At 73.3% G+C, this 16,053-nt stretch carries 15 protein-coding genes and 1 pseudogene; 10 read left to right on the top strand and 6 right to left on the bottom strand.

All coding sequences use genetic code 11. The features are described 5' to 3' along the window. Nucleotides 1-3: 3 nt before the first annotated feature. Nucleotides 4-972: a helix-turn-helix transcriptional regulator gene (locus ACZ52R_RS01560; protein WP_360496439.1), complete on the bottom strand. Its 969-nt coding sequence runs from the start codon at nucleotides 970-972 to the stop codon at nucleotides 4-6. A 150-nt stretch (nucleotides 973-1,122) separates the two neighbouring features. Here ACZ52R_RS01560 and ACZ52R_RS01555 point away from each other — a divergent pair, with 150 nt between their 5' ends. Further along, entirely contained in the window at nucleotides 1,123-2,598 is a 1,476-nt protein-coding gene (locus tag ACZ52R_RS01555) for an MFS transporter (RefSeq protein WP_465661470.1), read from the top strand. A 71-nt stretch (nucleotides 2,599-2,669) separates the two neighbouring features. Continuing rightward, complete coding sequence (locus tag ACZ52R_RS01550; protein ID WP_465622366.1) at nucleotides 2,670-2,891, top strand: KTSC domain-containing protein; 222 nt, start codon at nucleotides 2,670-2,672, stop codon at nucleotides 2,889-2,891. On the opposite strand, the gene ACZ52R_RS01545 is transcribed toward ACZ52R_RS01550, so the two are convergent. Next, entirely contained in the window at nucleotides 2,864-3,148 is a 285-nt protein-coding gene (locus ACZ52R_RS01545) for a DUF2087 domain-containing protein (protein WP_465622367.1), read from the bottom strand. The two genes, ACZ52R_RS01550 and ACZ52R_RS01545, sit on opposite strands and share 28 nt — an antisense overlap. 43 nt (nucleotides 3,149-3,191) lie before the next feature. Then, nucleotides 3,192-3,836, bottom strand: coding sequence for an HhH-GPD-type base excision DNA repair protein (locus ACZ52R_RS01540; RefSeq protein WP_465661468.1), 645 nt, complete (start codon nucleotides 3,834-3,836; stop codon nucleotides 3,192-3,194). Nucleotides 3,837-4,097: 261 nt separating this feature from the next. Between ACZ52R_RS01540 and ACZ52R_RS01535 the strand changes: the two genes are divergently transcribed. The 4 genes from ACZ52R_RS01535 (at nucleotide 4,098) to ACZ52R_RS01520 (ending at nucleotide 8,834) form a co-directional block, all read left to right on the top strand. Beyond that, on the top strand, nucleotides 4,098-4,445 hold the full coding sequence (locus tag ACZ52R_RS01535; RefSeq protein WP_465622370.1) for a DoxX family protein: 348 nt from the start codon (nucleotides 4,098-4,100) through the stop codon (nucleotides 4,443-4,445). Nucleotides 4,446-4,809: 364 nt separating this feature from the next. Beyond that, entirely contained in the window at nucleotides 4,810-7,293 is a 2,484-nt protein-coding gene (locus ACZ52R_RS01530; RefSeq protein ID WP_465752474.1) for a terpene synthase family protein, read from the top strand. 142 nt (nucleotides 7,294-7,435) lie between these two features. Further along, the gene (locus ACZ52R_RS01525) at nucleotides 7,436-8,233 is read left to right on the top strand and encodes a VOC family protein (RefSeq protein ID WP_465752472.1); all 798 of its coding nucleotides are present in this window, start codon (nucleotides 7,436-7,438) and stop codon (nucleotides 8,231-8,233) included. An 88-nt stretch (nucleotides 8,234-8,321) separates the two neighbouring features. Then, nucleotides 8,322-8,834, top strand: coding sequence for a DinB family protein (locus tag ACZ52R_RS01520; RefSeq protein WP_465622374.1), 513 nt, complete (start codon nucleotides 8,322-8,324; stop codon nucleotides 8,832-8,834). A 57-nt stretch (nucleotides 8,835-8,891) separates the two neighbouring features. On the opposite strand, the gene ACZ52R_RS01515 is transcribed toward ACZ52R_RS01520, so the two are convergent. Beyond that, nucleotides 8,892-9,665: an ArsR/SmtB family transcription factor gene (locus tag ACZ52R_RS01515; protein WP_465752470.1), complete on the bottom strand. Its 774-nt coding sequence runs from the start codon at nucleotides 9,663-9,665 to the stop codon at nucleotides 8,892-8,894. Between the two features lie 64 nt (nucleotides 9,666-9,729). Between ACZ52R_RS01515 and ACZ52R_RS01510 the strand changes: the two genes are divergently transcribed. Then, on the top strand, nucleotides 9,730-11,061 hold the full coding sequence (locus ACZ52R_RS01510) for a cytochrome P450 family protein (protein ID WP_465622377.1): 1,332 nt from the start codon (nucleotides 9,730-9,732) through the stop codon (nucleotides 11,059-11,061). A gap of 92 nt (nucleotides 11,062-11,153) precedes the next feature. Further along, nucleotides 11,154-12,023, top strand: a pseudogene (locus ACZ52R_RS01505) (isocitrate lyase/PEP mutase family protein); the annotation flags it as partial. A gap of 12 nt (nucleotides 12,024-12,035) precedes the next feature. Here ACZ52R_RS01505 and ACZ52R_RS01500 read toward each other — a convergent pair. Further along, nucleotides 12,036-12,812, bottom strand: a complete 777-nt coding sequence (locus tag ACZ52R_RS01500; protein WP_465622378.1) for a TetR/AcrR family transcriptional regulator — start codon at nucleotides 12,810-12,812, stop codon at nucleotides 12,036-12,038. A gap of 266 nt (nucleotides 12,813-13,078) precedes the next feature. On the opposite strand from ACZ52R_RS01500, the gene ACZ52R_RS01495 reads away from it, so the two are divergent. Both ACZ52R_RS01495 and ACZ52R_RS01490 read left to right on the top strand, forming a co-directional pair. Then, nucleotides 13,079-14,644 carry an MFS transporter gene (locus ACZ52R_RS01495; protein WP_465752468.1) on the top strand — a complete coding sequence of 522 codons (1,566 nt, stop codon included), beginning with the start codon at nucleotides 13,079-13,081 and terminating at the stop codon, nucleotides 14,642-14,644. Between the two features lie 153 nt (nucleotides 14,645-14,797). Continuing rightward, nucleotides 14,798-15,520 carry a helix-turn-helix domain-containing protein gene (locus tag ACZ52R_RS01490; RefSeq protein WP_465752466.1) on the top strand — a complete coding sequence of 241 codons (723 nt, stop codon included), beginning with the start codon at nucleotides 14,798-14,800 and terminating at the stop codon, nucleotides 15,518-15,520. An 89-nt stretch (nucleotides 15,521-15,609) separates the two neighbouring features. Here the strand turns inward: ACZ52R_RS01490 and ACZ52R_RS01485 are convergent, their stop codons facing one another. After that, nucleotides 15,610-16,014, bottom strand: coding sequence for a VOC family protein (locus ACZ52R_RS01485; RefSeq protein WP_465752465.1), 405 nt, complete (start codon nucleotides 16,012-16,014; stop codon nucleotides 15,610-15,612). Between the last annotated feature and the right edge of the window lie 39 nt (nucleotides 16,015-16,053).

The raw sequence follows: 16,053 nt of genomic DNA, 5'->3' as shown, positions 1-16,053 counted from the left end.
GGCCTAGCCCGCCCCTCCCGCGGCCCGGCCGGCGCGGGTGGCGACCGTGCGCAGGTGGTCGCGCAGCTCCGGGGGCTCGTGCACCTCGAAGTCGCAGTCGAGCAGCAGCAGTCCGCTTGCCAGCCACTTGAGGGACTCCGCGCGGGAGGTCAGGCGGCAGCTGTGGTCGTCGATCGGCTCGACCTCGTAGTCGCCGGTCCAGGGCATCCAGTTGTCGACCTCGGCGGCGGGGCGGTGCACGGTGGCGACCATGGTGTGGGCGTGCGTCCGGCGGCGCAGCTTGCTCGCCACGAACACCGCGGCGTTCTCGGCGGGCAACGGGCGCGGGGTGAAGCGGGCGCCGGTGGCGAGGGGGCCGCTCAGCCGGTCGACGCGGAACAGCCGCCAGTCGTCGCGGTCCAGGTCGAAGCCGACCAGGTACCAGCGGCGCCCGGTGGAGACCAGGCGCTCGGGCTCGACGTGCCGGCGGGTCTCGGCGCCGTCGCGGGCACGGTAGGCGAAGCGCAGGCGTTCGTGGTTGGTGACGGCGCCGGCGAGCACGGTGAGGTCCTCCGGGTCGACCGTCGGGCCGTCCCCAGTGAGCAGCGGCACGGTCGCGGTGTTGAGCGTGCCGACCCGGTGCCGCAGCCGGCTCGGCAGCACCTGGAGCAGTTTGCCGAGCGCCCGGACCGAGGCCTCCTCGATGCCGACGACCGCGTGCCCGGCGGCCGCCCGCAGCCCGACCGCGATGGCCACCGCCTCCTCGTCGTCGAGTAGCAGCGGCGGCATCGCCGTGCCCGCGACCAGCCGGTAGCCGCCGACCGCGCCCATGGTGGCCTGCACCGGGTAGCCGAGGTCGCGCAGCCGGTCGATGTCGCGCCGGATCGTCCGGGGGCTGACGTCGAGCCGCTCGGCGAGCTCGCTGCCGGGCCACTCGCGCGGGGTCTGGAGCAGGGACAGCAGGTTCAGCAGCCGGGCCGGGGTGTCGCTCATGCCCTCCAGCATGCCGGATGAACTGGGACAGGATCTGACCTACATGGCCCGTACTGTCGTGGAGGTCGAGATGAGCGAGAAGTACGGGACGTACGGGACGTGCGAGAAGTGCGGGGCGTTGGGGACGTGCGAGAAGTCGAGGAGTACGGAATGAGCGTGGCGGGAGCCGACCGGCGGAGGTGGATCGCGCTGGCGATCGTGATGGTGGCCTCCTTCATGGACCTGGTGGACGTCACCATCGTCAACATCGCCATCCCCAGCATCCAGGCGGACACCGGCGCCTCCTTCAGCGCCGTGCAGTGGGTCACCGGCGGGTACGCGCTGGCCTTCGCGATCGGGCTGATCACCGGCGGGCGGCTGGGTGACATCCACGGCCGCAAGCGGGTGTTCCTGATCGGGATCGGCGGCTTCACCCTGGCGTCCGCGCTCTGCGGGCTGGCCGCCGGGCCGGAGATGCTGATCGCGACCCGGCTGCTGCAGGGCGGGACGGCGGCCCTGATGGTGCCGCAGGTGCTGTCGATCATCCACGCGACCTTCCCGGCGGAGGAGCGCGGCAAGGTGTTCGGCATGTTCGGCGCGGTGGTCGGACTGGGCGCCGTCTCCGGTCCGATGATCGGTGCGCTGCTGACGGAGGGGGACCTGTTCGGCCTGGCCTGGCGGCCGATCTTCCTGATCAACCTGCCGGTCGGCATCGCCGGACTGCTGCTCGGCCGCCGCTTCATCGACGAGTCGAAGGCCGACCAGGCCCTGAAGCTCGACCTGGTGGGCGTGGTGCTGGCCAGCCTGGGCCTGCTGATGCTGATCTACCCGCTGACCCACGGGCGGGAGGCCGGCTGGCCGCTCTGGGGATACCTGTCGATGGCCGGGAGCCTGCCGGTGTTCGCGCTGTTCGTGGCGTACGAGAAGGTCAAGACGCGGCGGGACGGCTCGCCGCTCGTGGAGCTCACGCTGTTCCGGGTGAAGTCCTTCGCGGCCGGGATCTGCGTGCAGCTGGCCTTCGGTGTGGCACTGGGCATCTTCTTCCTGGTCTGGACGCTCTACATGCAGATCGGCCTGGGCTGGAGCCCGCTCAAGGCCGGTGCGACCGGCATCCCGTTCTCGATCGCGGTCTCCACGGCGGCCGGGCTGTCGGTGCAGAAGCTGGTGCCGCGGTTCGGACGGAAGGTGCTGCAGGCGGGCGCGCTGGTGATGGCGGCGGGTGTGCTCACGTACATCTGGGAGGCCGACCGGTACGGGACGGCGATCTCGCCCTGGCAGATGGCGCTGCCACTGGTGGTGATGGGCCTGGGCATGGGGCTGATCGTCGCGCCGATCACGGACGCGGTGCTGGCGGAGGTGCCGCGCGAGCACGCCGGTTCGGCCTCCGGACTGATCAACACCGTGCAGCAGGTGGGGAACGCGCTCGGGCTCGGCCTGATCTCGGTGGCCTTCTTCGGGGCGATGGACGATGTGGTCGCGCCGGAGGCGGTCGGGACGGCGTTCGGCGGGGCCTTCGTGCACGCGCTGTGGTGGGTCGCGGGGGTGCTGCTGGTGGTGTTCCTGCTGATGTTCGCGCTGCCGCGGCGGCGCAAGGCCGTCGGTGCGGCCGCCGAGGACGTGGTGGAGCGGGAGGCCGCTCTGGTCTGACGGGACGCACCCGTTGTGAGGGCCCCGGTCGCGCCGCGCGACCGGGGCCCTCGTCGCACACTGGGAGGGCGATGGACCGTACGGCGGTGGACTCCTCGGTGCTGCGCTCGGTCGGGTACGACCCGGCCGCGCGGCTGCTGGAGCTCGAGTTCACCGGCGGGCGGGTGTACGTGTACGCGGGCGTACCGGCCCGGGTGCACCGCGAGCTGCTGGCCGCCGACAGCCACGGGCGGTACTTCGTCCGGCGGATCCGGGGGCGGTACGCTTACCGGCGCTCCGAAACCAGCCGGTAGCTGCTGCCGTCCCGGGGGCGGGCGAGGTGGCCGGCCTCGACCAGGGCGCGGCGCAGGGCGGGGGCGTCGTCGTGCACGGTGTGCAGCACGGCGTTGACCTCGGCCTCGGTGTAGCCCCGGCCGGCTTCGAGCAGGGTGTCGGCGAGGTGGGCCAGGAGCTGCTCCCGGCGGGCTGCCTTGCGGGGGACGGTGATCAGGCGCCCGTCGGGGGCGAACAGGGCGGACACACTCGGCGGCGTCGGGGCGGTTGCGGTCATGCCGGGAGCGTCGCCCGCTGGGGCGGGGCGGGGCAACCGGTTTTCAGTGCGCGCCGGTCGGAGTCGGCGCGGCCGTCGTCCGGGTGGTGGTGCGCGGTTTGGCGGCGGCCTTGGCCTCCTTCGCGGCTCGCTTCACCTCCTGCTTGAACTCCCGTACCAGGGTGAGAGATTCGGGGCCGGTGATGTCGGCGACCGAGCGGTGCGCACCCTCCTCGCCGTACGCGCCGGCCGCGTCGCGCCAGCCCTCGGGCCGTACGCCGTACTGCTTGCCGAGCAGGGCGAGGAAGATCTGCGACTTCTGCTTGCCGAAGCCGGGCAGGGCGTTGAGGCGGCTCAGCAGCTCCTTGCCGGTGCGGACGTTCTTCCACAGCGCGGCGGCGTCGCCGTCGTACTGCGCGACGAGGAACTGGCAGAGCTGCTGCACCCGTTTGGCCATCGCGGCGGGGTAGCGGTGGACGGCGGGTTTCGCGGAGAGGAGCGCGACGAACTCCTCCGGGTTGTAGGTGGCGATCTCGTGGGCGTCCAGGTCGTCCCGGCCGAGGCGCTGGGCGATGGTCAGCGGGCCGGTGAACGCCCACTCCATCGGCACCTGTTGGTCGAGCAGCATGCCGACGAGCGCGGCGAGCGCACTCCGCCCGAGCAGTTCGTCGGCCTCGGGCTGCTGTGCGAGCCGAACGGTGGCGTTCATGGGCTTGCCCTCCTCGGAGTTGACGTCGGGTCGGCGCCCAGTCTGGTGGACGCGGGGTTGACCGAGGCGGTCAACACGCCCGTACCAGGGGAAGTCTTGGTGTTCCAAGCCTTGCCATGCCTGCATTGTTCGTTGGCGGAGCGGTTGTTGGGGTCGCCGGAGGGGGCGCGGAATATTTTTTGCCCGCGCCTGTCACATCCGCCGGGGGCGCCGGGTCAGAGGGGTGTCGAACCGAATCGCCACCGAGTGGGGAGCACTTCAATGTCCGTCGCCTACACCATCGTCACCGTCCTCGGCGCCCTCATGGTCGGCTTCTCGGCCTACTCGGTCTTCGTCGGCTCCGAGTACGTCGTCAAGCCCCTCGCCGACTACGGCGTCCCGCGCGCCTGGTGGACCTGGCTCGGCGTCGCCAAGGCGGCCGGCGCCCTCGGCCTCCTGGTCGGCCTCGCCGTCCCGGCCATCGGCTACGCGGCCGCGGTCGGCGTGATCCTCTACTTCCTCGGCGCCGTCGTCACCGTCGTCCGCGCCCGGGCCTACACCCACCTCCCCGCCCCCCTGCTCTACGTCGCCCCGGTCGTGGCGGCGCTGGTCCTGCGGCTGGCGGCCTGAGGGGGACCGGCCCGAGGGGACTGGTCCGAGGGCCATCCGACGGGGGCGGACCGATCGCGGTCCGCCCCCGTGGAGTTGGGCCTTCGCGGCGGAAACGGGTGTTGTGCGGGTGGTGCGCGGGGGCTGGGGTGCGCGTGGGGGTGGGGGTGCGCTCGGCCGGATGGGTGGTTCTGGTGGGGGTGGGAGGGGTGGTGGGGCGGGGCCGTACGTACGATGCAGGGCTGGTCGCTTGCTCGGGCGGTCGTCCGAGCGGGAGTTCGAGCAGTTTGGTCATCTCATATGACTGTTCCTGTTGTGCCGGTGTGGAGTCCGGGTCGCGGGTCATTCTTGGTCCAATCGACGCGTCCAGAAAGGCTCGCCCGCCGTGACCCAGCCGTTCGAACTGCCGTCCTTCTACGTGCCGCACCCGGCACGCCTCAATCCCCACCTGGACGACGCGCGGGCCCATTCCACCGACTGGGCCCGGGAGATGGGCATGTTGGAGGGTTCCGGCGTCTGGGAACAGGCCGACCTGGAGGCCCACGACTACGGCCTGCTCTGCGCCTACACCCACCCCGACGCCTCCGCCGAGGCGCTGTCGCTGGTCACCGACTGGTACGTCTGGGTCTTCTTCTTCGACGACCACTTCCTCGACATGTTCAAGCGCACCAACGACCGGGAGGCGGGCAAGGCGCACCTGGACCGGCTGCCGCTGTTCATGCCGGCCGACCCGGCCACCCCCACACCCGAGCCGGAGAACCCGGTCGAGGCGGGTCTGGCCGACCTCTGGCGGCGCACCGTTCCGGTGATGGGCGAGGACTGGCGGATCCGGTTCGCCGAGAGCACCCGCAACCTGCTGAACGAGTCGCTCTGGGAGCTCGCCAACATCAACGCGGGCCGGGTGGCCAACCCGGTCGAGTACATCGAGATGCGCCGCAAGGTCGGCGGTGCGCCGTGGTCCGCCCAGCTGGTCGAGTACGCCGCTGCCGCCGAGGTACCGGAAGAGGTGTCGGGCTCACGCGCGCTGCGGGTGCTGATGGACGCCTTCTCCGACGGCGTGCACCTGCGCAACGACATCTTCTCGTACCAGCGGGAGGTGGAGGACGAGGGCGAACTGAGCAACGGCATCCTGGTGCTGGAACGCTTCCTGGAATGCACCACCCAGGAGGCCGCCGAGGCGGTCAACGACCTGCTCACCTCGCGGCTCCAGCAGTTCGAGAACACCGTGTTCACCGAACTGCCGGTGCTGTTCGCGGAGACCGGGATCGGCCCGGAGGGCCGAGCGAAGGTCATGGCGTACGTCAAGGGCCTGCAGGACTGGCAGTCCGGCGGGCACGAGTGGCACATGCGTTCCAGCCGGTACATGAACGGCGCTGGGGAGTCGGCGGATTCGGGCGGCGAGGTGGCGCCCGGGGCGGGCGGCGCGCTGCCGGGGCTGCCGGGCACCGGTAGCTGGTGGGACCCGTACGCGATCGGCGGCATCGGTACCTCGGCGCTGGACATCCTGCGCAGCGGCGCCGCGCGGGCGACCGCAGGCGAGGCCGAGCAGGCGGTGAAGGCCGCGGTCACGGGCGGGGCCGGTCCGGCCGAGCGGCGGGCGCGTTCACACGGGCACGTGCCGTTCCAGGCCGTCGGTCCGTCCCGGCTGCCGGAGTTCAGGCTGCCGTTCGCGCTGTCGCTGAGCCCGCACCTGGACGGCGCCCGGGAGCGGGTCCTCGAGTGGGCCGAGCGGATGGGACTCCTGGAAGCCGACCCGGCCGTCCCCGGATCCGGCATCTGGGACGCCGAGTCGATGCGCGACTACGACCTCCCGCTCTGCGCGGCCGGCATCCACCCGGACGCCACCGCCGAGCAACTCGACATCGACTCGGCCTGGTTGGCCTGGGGCACCTGGGCGGACGACTACTACCCGGTGGTCTTCGGCCGCACCCGTGACCTCGCCGGCGCCAAGCGCGCCAACGAGCGGCTGACGCTGTTCATGCCGGTGGACGGCAGCCCCGCACCCGAGCCGGCCAACGCGCTGGAGCGCGGCCTCGCCGACATCTGGGAGCGCACCGCCGGTCCGATGACCGTCGAGGCCAGGGGACGGTTCCGCAAGACCGTCGAGGACATGACGGCGAGCTGGGTCTGGGAGCTCGGCAACCAGATCCAGCACCGGATCCCGGACCCGGTCGACTACCTGGAGATGCGCCGCGCCACCTTCGGCTCCGACCTCACCGCGAGCCTCTGCCGCCTCGGCCACGGGCAGACGGTGCCGCCGGAGGTCTACCGGCACGGTTCGATGCGTGCGCTGGAGTACTCCGCCATGGACTACGCGGCCATGATGAACGACCTCTTCTCGTACCAGAAGGAGGTCGAGTACGAGGGCGAGCTGCACAACGTCGTCCTGGTGGTGCAGAACTTCTTCAACTGCGACTACCCGTCGGCAGTCCGGATCGTCGACGACCTGATGCACTCCCGGCTGAGCCAGTTCCAGCATGTGGCGCAGAAGGAACTCCCGGTCATGTACGAGGACTTCGGGCTGGAACCGGCGGCACGGGAGACCCTCGACGGGTACGTGAAGGAGCTGGAGAACTGGCTCGCCGGCATCCTGCGCTGGCACGAGGACTGCCGCCGGTACCGCGAAGCGGACCTGCAGCGGCACTTCGGGGCCGAGCGGGACCTGGCGATGGCGGCGGACGCCCGCCGGGCCGCTTCGGCGGGGGCCGAGCACGCCCCCGAGCGCTCGGCCGCCGTGGATCTTTCTCGGGTGACCGGCGTGGTGCCGCTCGGTCCGACCGGACTGGGCACGACCTCGCTGCGGCCGCCGCTGAGCGGGGCGGTGCCGAGCGGGGTGGTGCCGCTGAGCTGGGCGGCGTCGAAGGGCTGAGCGGTCGTCGCGACAGGTGACCACCCGGCGCACCCGTGCGGGCCATCCCGCGCGGGTGCGCCGCGTCGTGGCTAGGCTGGCGAGTCGGGGGCCGGCGTGCGCCTTCCGGCGTGCGCACTTCGCCGCACACGAGGGCAGAGAGATGGCTGCGCTACCTGAGGGCACACCCTGTTGGGCCGACGCGATGTTCACCGACGTGGAGGCCGCGAAGGACTTCTACGGGGACGTACTGGGCTGGACCTTCGGCGAGAGTTCGTCGGAGTTCGGCAACTACACGCAGGCGTACTCGGACGGCAAGGCGGTCGCCGCAGTCGTCCCACCGATGCCCGGCCAGCAGGCGCAGTCCGCCTGGTGCCTGTACCTCGCCTCGCCGGACGCCGGCGCCACCGCCGCGCGGATCCGCGCCAACGGCGGCGAGGTGGTCATGGGGCCGATGCAGGTCGGCGACTTCGGCACGATGGTGATCGCCAAGGACCCGGGCGGCGTCGTGTTCGGCGTCTGGCAGGCCGGGCGCCACGAGGGCTTCGAGAAGCAGGGCGAGCCCGGTGCGTACAGCTGGGCCGAACTGGTGACCCGCGAGCCGGCGAAGGCGGACGCCTTCTTCCCGGCGGTCTTCCCGTACGACGTGAAGAAGATGGACTCCGAGGAGTTCGACTACCGGATGTTCCGGATCGGCGACCGGCCGGTGCTGGGCCGGATGGGGGCGGAGGGCGACTTCCTGCCGCCCGAGGCACCCTCGTACATCAGCGTCTACTTCGCCGTGGACAACACCGACGCCGCGATCGAACGGCTGACGGCGCGCGGCGGCAAGGTGTACTTCGGGCCGATGGACACCCCGTTCGGGCGGTTCGCGGCGGTCGGCGACCCGCAGGGCGCGGCCTTCGGGATCATCGACCTCGGACGGACGGTCGGCGAGCAGCCGAACACGGTGGACGTCTGATGGGGGCGTGGCTGTCGGGGGAGGGGTTCTCGGGCGAGCGGCTGTCGGGCGAGCGGTGGTCGGGCGCGTGCCTGCCGGGGCGCGTCCGATGAGCGAGCGCGAGGAATTCGTCGAGACACTCGACAAGCACCGCGGCCTGCTGCTGCGCACTGTCCGCGACCTCACCGACGCGCAGGCGGCCGAGCGGACCACGGTCAGCGAACTCTGCCTCGGCGGCCTGATCAAGCACGTCGCGGCGGTCGAGGCCCGCTGGGGGCGGTTCATCACCGGCGGCGCGGAGGCGATGCGGAGCGGGGACGCGAACCCGGGCGGGGACGGCGGCGCCGGGGCGTGGGCCGCCCAGTTCCGGATGGCGGACGGCGAGACGCTGGCCGGGCTGCTCGACGCGTACGAGCGGGTGGCGCGCGCGACGGACGAGCTGGTCCGGACCCTGCCCGACCTCGACCTCGCCCACCCGTTGCCGCCGGCGCCGTGGTTCGAACCGGGCGCGACCTGGTCGGCCCGGCGGGTGCTGCTGCACCTGATCGCCGAAACCTCGCAGCACGCCGGGCACGCGGACATCATCCGGGAGTCGCTGGACGGGGCGAAGTCGATGGGCTGAGGGCGGAACGGCACGCGTGAGGGCGGAACGGCACGCGTGAGGGCGGAACGGGCGTCGTCAGGGCGCTTCCACGCCGAGGAGTTCGCGCAGCGCCCGGCCGCCGTCCGGGGTGACTCGCAGGGCCCGGCCCGAGCCGATCCGCTCCACCCAGGCGCGGTCCAGGGCGGTCCGGAAGAGCGCCGCGCCCAGCGCCCCGCCGAGGTGGCTGCGGCGCTCCGTCCAGTCCAGGCAACTGCGCACCACCGGGCGAGCGCCGCGCCGGCCCGAGCGCGGCGGCAGCTCGATCGCCTGTGCGGCCAGCCAGTCCCGGCCGCGTTCGGTGACGGCGAGCCCGGCCTCGTCGGCGACCAGGCCGCGGGCGAGCAGCGCGTCGGCGACGGCCACGCCGAGGCGGCCGGCCAGGTGGTCGTAGCAGGTGCGGGCGCGGGCCTCGGCGCTCAGCCGGGTGGCCTCGCCCAGGCTGCGGGGTGTGGACGTGCCGCTGCCGCCGGACTCGGCGAAGGACGTGAGGTCCTCGAGCAGCGTGGCGACGGCGGGCGAGGCCAGCCGGACGTAGCGGTGTCGGCCCTGGCGTTCCTCGGCCAGCAGCCCGCCCGCGATCAGCCGTGACAGGTGCTCGCTGGCCGTGGACGGTGCGACGCGCGCGTGCCGGGCCAGCTCGCCGGCCGTCCAGGCGCGGCCGTCGAGCAGGGCGGAGCAGAAGGCCGCGCGGGTGGGGTCGGCGAGCAGGGCGGCGAGGGCGGCGAGCGCCGTGCCGCCGTGGTCGGAATGCCGGGGCGGCCGGGGCTGGAGAGTCGGGCGCGTCGGGTGGGTCGACGGAGTCGGGGGCATGCCTCCATGGTCGCTCCGGCACAGTTCGGCCGGGGCCGAAGCGACCCGGGGCCACGATGGCGGCATGAGCGAACCGACGGTGATCTCCGGCTCCGCAACCATGGCATCCGCAACCATGACCTTCTCCCGGTACCACGACGTCACGGCGGCCCTGGCCGACCCGGCGCTGGTCCCGCTGCCCGCTGCGCCCGTCGCCCCGGGCGGGCCCGCCGGGGTGGCCCGGCTGCGGGCCGCCGTCGCCCGGTTCAGCTCGGGCGAACCGCATGCCCGGCGCCGGGCGCTGGTGCTGGCCGACCTGGAGCGGCTGGACCCGGTCGCGCTGCGGGTGGCCGCCGCGGGCGGCTTCGAACCCGACGTGCGGCTGCGGGTGGTCCGGGTACTGGCGGCGGCGCTCGGCCTGGCCGACCCGGAGGCCGTGGCGCGGGACATCGCGACGGTCGCCCGGTCGTACTTCGCGGACACGCCGGACGACCCGGCGGCGGACGCGGCGGTGGCCCGGCTGCTGCCCGCGATGGGCGACCCGGACGAGGAGACGGCCGCGAACCGGATCGGCCTGCTCGTCCAGGCCTGCGACGCCACCGCCGAGCTGGTCGAGTGCGCCCGCCGGCATGCGGACGGACTGGCCGGCGCGCTGCGCGAGGACCCGCCGGTGCGGGTGATGCGCCGCCTCGCCGCCCGGGCGACCGAGGTCGGCGGGCACGCCGTACCGGCCGGGACGCATGTGGTGCTGGACATCGCGGCCGCGCAGCCGGAGGCGCCGGACGGCGTGGCACTCACCTTCGGTGCGCTGCCCCGGATCTGCCCGGGGCGCTCGCACGCGCTGGTCATCGCGGCGGGCATCCTGTCCGGGGCCTCCGATCCTGCCGACCTGGCGTCGGTGGACTCCGAAACGGCGGCTCGGAGTGGCGTCGGCAAGGCCGAACTTGCCGGACTGGTACCGGAGATGGTCGACCACGTGCTCGCCCTGGCCGCCACCTGGACGGCCTGGGACGGACGTCCGATCGTCAACGCCGACGGCCGAACCTATACGCCACACAAGGCGGTTCGCCGCGTCACCGACCATCTCCTGGACCACCTCGCCGAGTTGGAGGCCCGGCTGGCCGACGAGCCGACCGAGCCCGACCACTGGCACGCCTCCAACGTCACCACCCCGGCCGACCTCGCCCCGTTCACCGCCGCCGACCTGGACGAGGCTCGCAGCCGCCTCACCCGGCTGGCCGGGATCTGGGCCCGCCGGGTGGCCGCGCTGCCGGACGCGTCCCTGGACGACTCGCCGGGTACCGGCTGGAGCTTCCGGCGGATCGTTCGCCACGTCGCGGGGTCCGGGTACTACGCGGACTCGGTGGGCGACCTCCGGCGGCCGGAAGCGGTGGCGGCGGCACGGGAGGACGCATGAGCCCGGCAGAACACCCAAGCCCGGCAGAACACCCAAGCCCGTACGGGCAGTTGAAGCAGAAGAACGCTGGAAAGCCCATGGACCACGGAGACCGCGCCATGACCCCGTTCGCCGCCCTGCACCACCGCCCCGGCCGCCCGCTGCTGCTCCCCAATGCCTGGGACCACGCCTCGGCAGTCGCCCTCGCCGCCGCCGGCCACCCCGCGATCGGCACCACCAGCCTGGGCGTGGCGGCCGCCGCCGGGCTGCCCGACGGCGCGGCCGCGACCCGCGCGGAGACCGTACGGCTGGCGCGGCGGCTGGGGCGCGGCGGCTTCCTGCTCAGTGTCGATGCGGAGTCCGGCTTCAGCGACGACCCGGACGAAGTCGCCGAACTGGCCGTCGAGTTGGCGAAGGCGGGGGCGGTCGGCATCAACCTGGAGGACGGTCGGGCGGACGGCACGCTGGCGCCGGTCGACGTCCACGCGGCGAAGGTCGCGGCGGTGAAGGCGGCCGTGCCGGAGCTGTTCGTGAACGCCCGCACCGACACCTACTGGTGCGCGCCGTCTGCCCCCGTGCAGGACACCCCCGCACTGGACGCCCCCGTGCAGGACGATCCCGCGCCGGCCGATCCCGCCCAGGCCGCCCCCGCGCAGGATGACCCCGAGCCGGAGACCCTCCGGCGGCTGGAGGCCTACCAGCGGGCGGGCGCGGACGGCGTGTTCGTCCCCGGGCTGGCCGAACCGGCGGCGATCGCCCGGGTGGTCGGCGCCCTCGCCGTCCCGCTGAACATCCTGTGGACGCCGACCGGCCCGGGCCTCGCCGAGCTGGCCGCGCTCGGGGTGGCCCGGGTCAGCCTCGGCTCGCTGCTGTACCGCTCCGCGCTGGCGGCGGCGGTGGCCACGGCGGCCGCCGTGCGCGCGGGCGAGCCGGTGGGGCCGGTGCCGGGGTACGCGGAGGTGCAGGCTCTCAACGAGCTCTAGAAGGAGGCGTGTTCAGCCCTGACGGTCGGTGGACCGGGCCGCCCACGAGGCCTCGATCCCGTCCAGGATCAGCCGGACGCCGCTGAGGAAGGCGGAGTCCCGGCCGCCCTCGACCTCCTCGTACGCGTGCGTGGTGTACAGCCGGTTCAGCCGGGGGTGGTCCTTGGTGGCCTCGATGACGGCGGGCAGGAGCTGGTCCATCCACTCCTGCTCCTTCCGGCCGCGCTTGGCCAGCGCGCTCAGCCAGGCGGCCTCCACGGTGGCGGACCCGATGGTGTAGCCGATGACGACGCCCATCGCCTCGTTGGCGTCGACGAGTTCGAGCCCGGACGTCTCCAGCAGTGTCAGGAAGGCCTCGGAGAGCCGCATCCAGCTGGGACCGAAGTAGACCATCCCGACGTCGCCGAGCACCGAGACCATCCAGGGGTGGCGCAGGATGACCGCGCGTACGCCCTCGGCGCACTCCTCGATGGCCGCGCGCCAGACCCTCGCGCCGCCCTCGGGGCCGGTCGTCTCCGGCAGCGGGAGTTCGGCGAAGACGTGGTCGACGGCGAGTGCGACCAGCTCGTCCTTGTTGGTGACGTGGGTGTACAGCGAGGTGGCGCCGGCGTTGAGGCGCGCGCCGAGCTTGCGCATGCTCAGCGCCTCGATGCCGTCGCTGTCCAGGAGGGCGACGGCCTCGGTCACGATCTGCTCGCGGCTGAGGGCCGGTTGCTCCCGGCGGGGTCGCTGCGGTCGGGTCCACAGCGTCGGGATGCCCGATGTACCGTCCTCCGGCTTGGCCGCCATCCGGCCCTCCTCGTCACTCGTGATCACCGCCGCCGCCCGTCGGGCTCGGTCGGGTTCAGCATAAGCCGCTCCGAACGGTGTACGGCGTTGCGAACAGTGTGCGGCGTCCGTACAGTGTTCGGAGCGGCGCACACCGTATCCGTGGGGACGGCGGACGGTGTGCCCGCGCCAACTACCGATCTCGGGTTTCGAGAAGCCACAGCGGCCAGAGCGGCCGTGCGGCCCGTGCGGCCCGTGCGGCCCGAGAAGTTCGAAGGGGGAACGCGATGGAACGGAATCCGCGACGCTGGCTCATCCTGGTCGTGCTGTGCCTCAGCAGCCTGGTGCTGGTGATCGACAACATGGTGCTCACGGTGTCCATCCCGCCGATCGCGGAGGACCTCAAGGCCGGGGCGCAGGACATCCAGTGGATCATCGACTCGTACATCCTGGTCTTCGCCGGCCTGCTGCTCACCTCGGGCAGCCTCTCCGACCGCTTCGGGCGCCGGAAGGTGATGATCGTCGGACTGGCGTTGTTCGGCGCCGCCTCACTGGTCGCGGCCGTCGCCGACAGCCCCGGCCAGCTGATCGCCGGACGCGTCCTGATGGGCGTCGGCGGCGCGCTGGTCATGCCGAGCACGCTCTCCATCCTGATCACCGTCTTCGACGACGACGAGCGGCCGAAGGCGATCGCCGCCTGGACCGCGGTGGCCATGGTCGGCCTGGTCGGCGGGCCCGTGCTCGGCGGCGCGCTGATCGCGTACTTCTGGTGGGGCGCGGTCTTCCTGCTCAACGTGCCGATCGCGGCCGTCGCGATCCTCGCGGCGGTGCTGCTGATGCCGGAGTCCAAGGGGCCGTGGCGTCGGCCCGACCTGACGGGCATGGTGCTGTCGATGGTCGGCATGACGGCGCTGGTCTGGTCGATCATCGTGCTGCCCCGCGACGGCTTCACCAGCGCGGGAACGCTCGGTGCGCTCGCCGTCGCCGTGGCCGCGCTGACCGGGTTCGCCGTCCGGCAGGTCCGCACCGACTCGCCGATGGTCCCGCTCACGCTGTTCCGCAACCGGGTGTTCACCGGCGCCAGCTTCTCGCTCGTCCTGCTGACCTTCGCCACCGGCGGACTGATGCTCGTGCTCACCCAGTACCTGCAGTTCGTCCTGGAGTTCTCGCCCACCGACACCGGCCTGGCCTTCATTCCGCTCGCCGTCGCCTCGCTGGTGTTCAACGGGGTGGGCGCCGCGCTCGGCAAGAAGGTCCCGGCGCGGGTGCTGACCGCCGTCGGCATGCTGGTCATCGCGGGCGGCTTCGGCCTGCTGGCCACCCTCTCGGTCGGCGACGGCTTCACCAAGGTCGCCCTGGCCATGCTGGTGCTGGGCGTCGGCTCCGGCCTCGGCATGCCGGCCGCCGCCAACGCCCTGATGGGCGCGATCCCCGGCGAGCACGCGGGCGTCGGCTCCGCGCTCAACGACACCATCCAGCAGTCGGGCGCCGCGCTAGGCGTGGCCATCCTCGGCACCGTGCTCTCCAGCACCTACACCGGCGCGATGCCCGACAGCGCCCCCGCCGCAGCGCGCCACGACATCACCGGGGCGCTCGCCGTCGCGGGCCCCACCGGGGACGGCGGGCTGGTCGCGGCCGCCCGCGAGGCGTTCAACACCGCCACCTCCACCACCTTCACGGTGGGCGGCATCGCGGTCGTGGCGGCCGCGGCGCTCACCCTGGTGCTGATGCGCGGGGGCGACGCGAAGGCCGTCGACAACGAGTTGCCGGCCGAGACGGCGGAACCGGCGGAAGCGTCGGCACCGGCCGAGACGGCGGAAGCGTCGGCACCGGCGGCCGAGACGGTCCGCTGAACCGCTGCTCTGCCCGACGGCCCCGATGGCTCTGACGGCCCTGCCCGACGGCCCCCGGCCCCGGCTGCCTCGTGCGGCCGGGGCGGGGGGCCGTCAGCGTTCGGCCTCGGCCATCCGGGGCACTCTCCGGCGCGGGCGCGTAGCCTTCGCCCCATGTCCTCCGAGTACGTGGAGCGCGCGTCCCGGCTGCCCGGTGCGGTCGTGTGGACGAAGCGGGCCGTCGGGCGTACGGGCGGCGGCGCGGCCGGGACTGAGCTGCCCGTGCTGCCCGACGGCTGCATGGACCTGCTGTGGACGGAGGGGCGGCTGCTCGTCGCCGGCCCGGACACCCGGGCCTTCCGTCCCGGACCAGGGCTGTCGGGCCCGTGGGTGGGCGTGCGCTTCCGTCCCGGCACCGCCCCCGGGCTGCTCGGTGTCCCCGCGCACGAGCTGCGGGACCGCCGGGTCGACCTGGCCGACCTGCGGTCCGGTGCCGAGGTGCGGCGCCTCACCGAACGGATCGACGCGGCACCCGACCCGGCCGCCGAGTTGGAGGCCCTGGCCCTGCGTCTGGCGGCCGCGGCGCAGCCCGAGGACCCGCAGGTCCGGGCGGTGGTCGCCGCGCTCGAGGCCGGCCGGTCCGTCGCGGCGACGGCCGAGGCGGTCGGCCTCGGCGCGCGTCGGCTGCACCGCCGCTCGCTCGCCGCCTTCGGCTACGGTCCCAAGACGCTCGCCCGCATCCTGCGCATGCAGCGCGCCCTCGCGCTGGCCCGCTCCGGCGTCCCGCTCGCCGAGACGGCGGCTCGGACGGGCTACGCGGACCAGGCTCATCTGGCGCGCGACGTACGCGAGTTGGCGGGCATGACGGTGACCGCCCTGCTGTCCTCCCAGCGATAGCTCGGCGCTCGCTCAGCGATGGCTCAGCGATGGCTCGACGATCGTCCAGCGGTCGTTCGCCGCTCGCTCGGCGGCCGGTCAGCGGGCGGTCAGGGCAGCGGCGCGAGCAGGTCCACTCCGTTGCCGTCCGGGTCGTGCACCACGGCGTACCGCTGGCCCCAGAAGGCGTCCCACGGCTTCAACTCCCCGTGGTACCCGGCACCGGTCAGTTCCTCGTACAACGCGTCCACGTGCGCGGGGCCCTGGCAGCGGAACGCCAGCGAGGTGCGCCCACCGCCGGCCGGCGGTTGCCATGCCGGGTGGAACGAGAGGATGGTGGACTCGGCGTCGAGCACCAGGAGCAGCCCGCCGGGCAACTCGGCCTCGACGTGCGGCGCCTGCTCGACGCCCTCGGGGAACTCGATGCCGAGCCGCCGGTAGAAGGCGACCGAGGCGCCCATGTCGGATACGGCGAGCCCGATGAAGGCGAACTGCGGTGCGGGTGTGCTGGTCATGCCGCCACGCTAGGCAGCTCCCGGCCGCCGGGTCTTGAA

It is taken from the genome of Kitasatospora sp. NPDC034023 (assembly GCF_055575795.1).
Note: the sequence above shows the minus strand (reverse complement) of the source record. Positions and strands in the feature narration are given on the sequence as shown.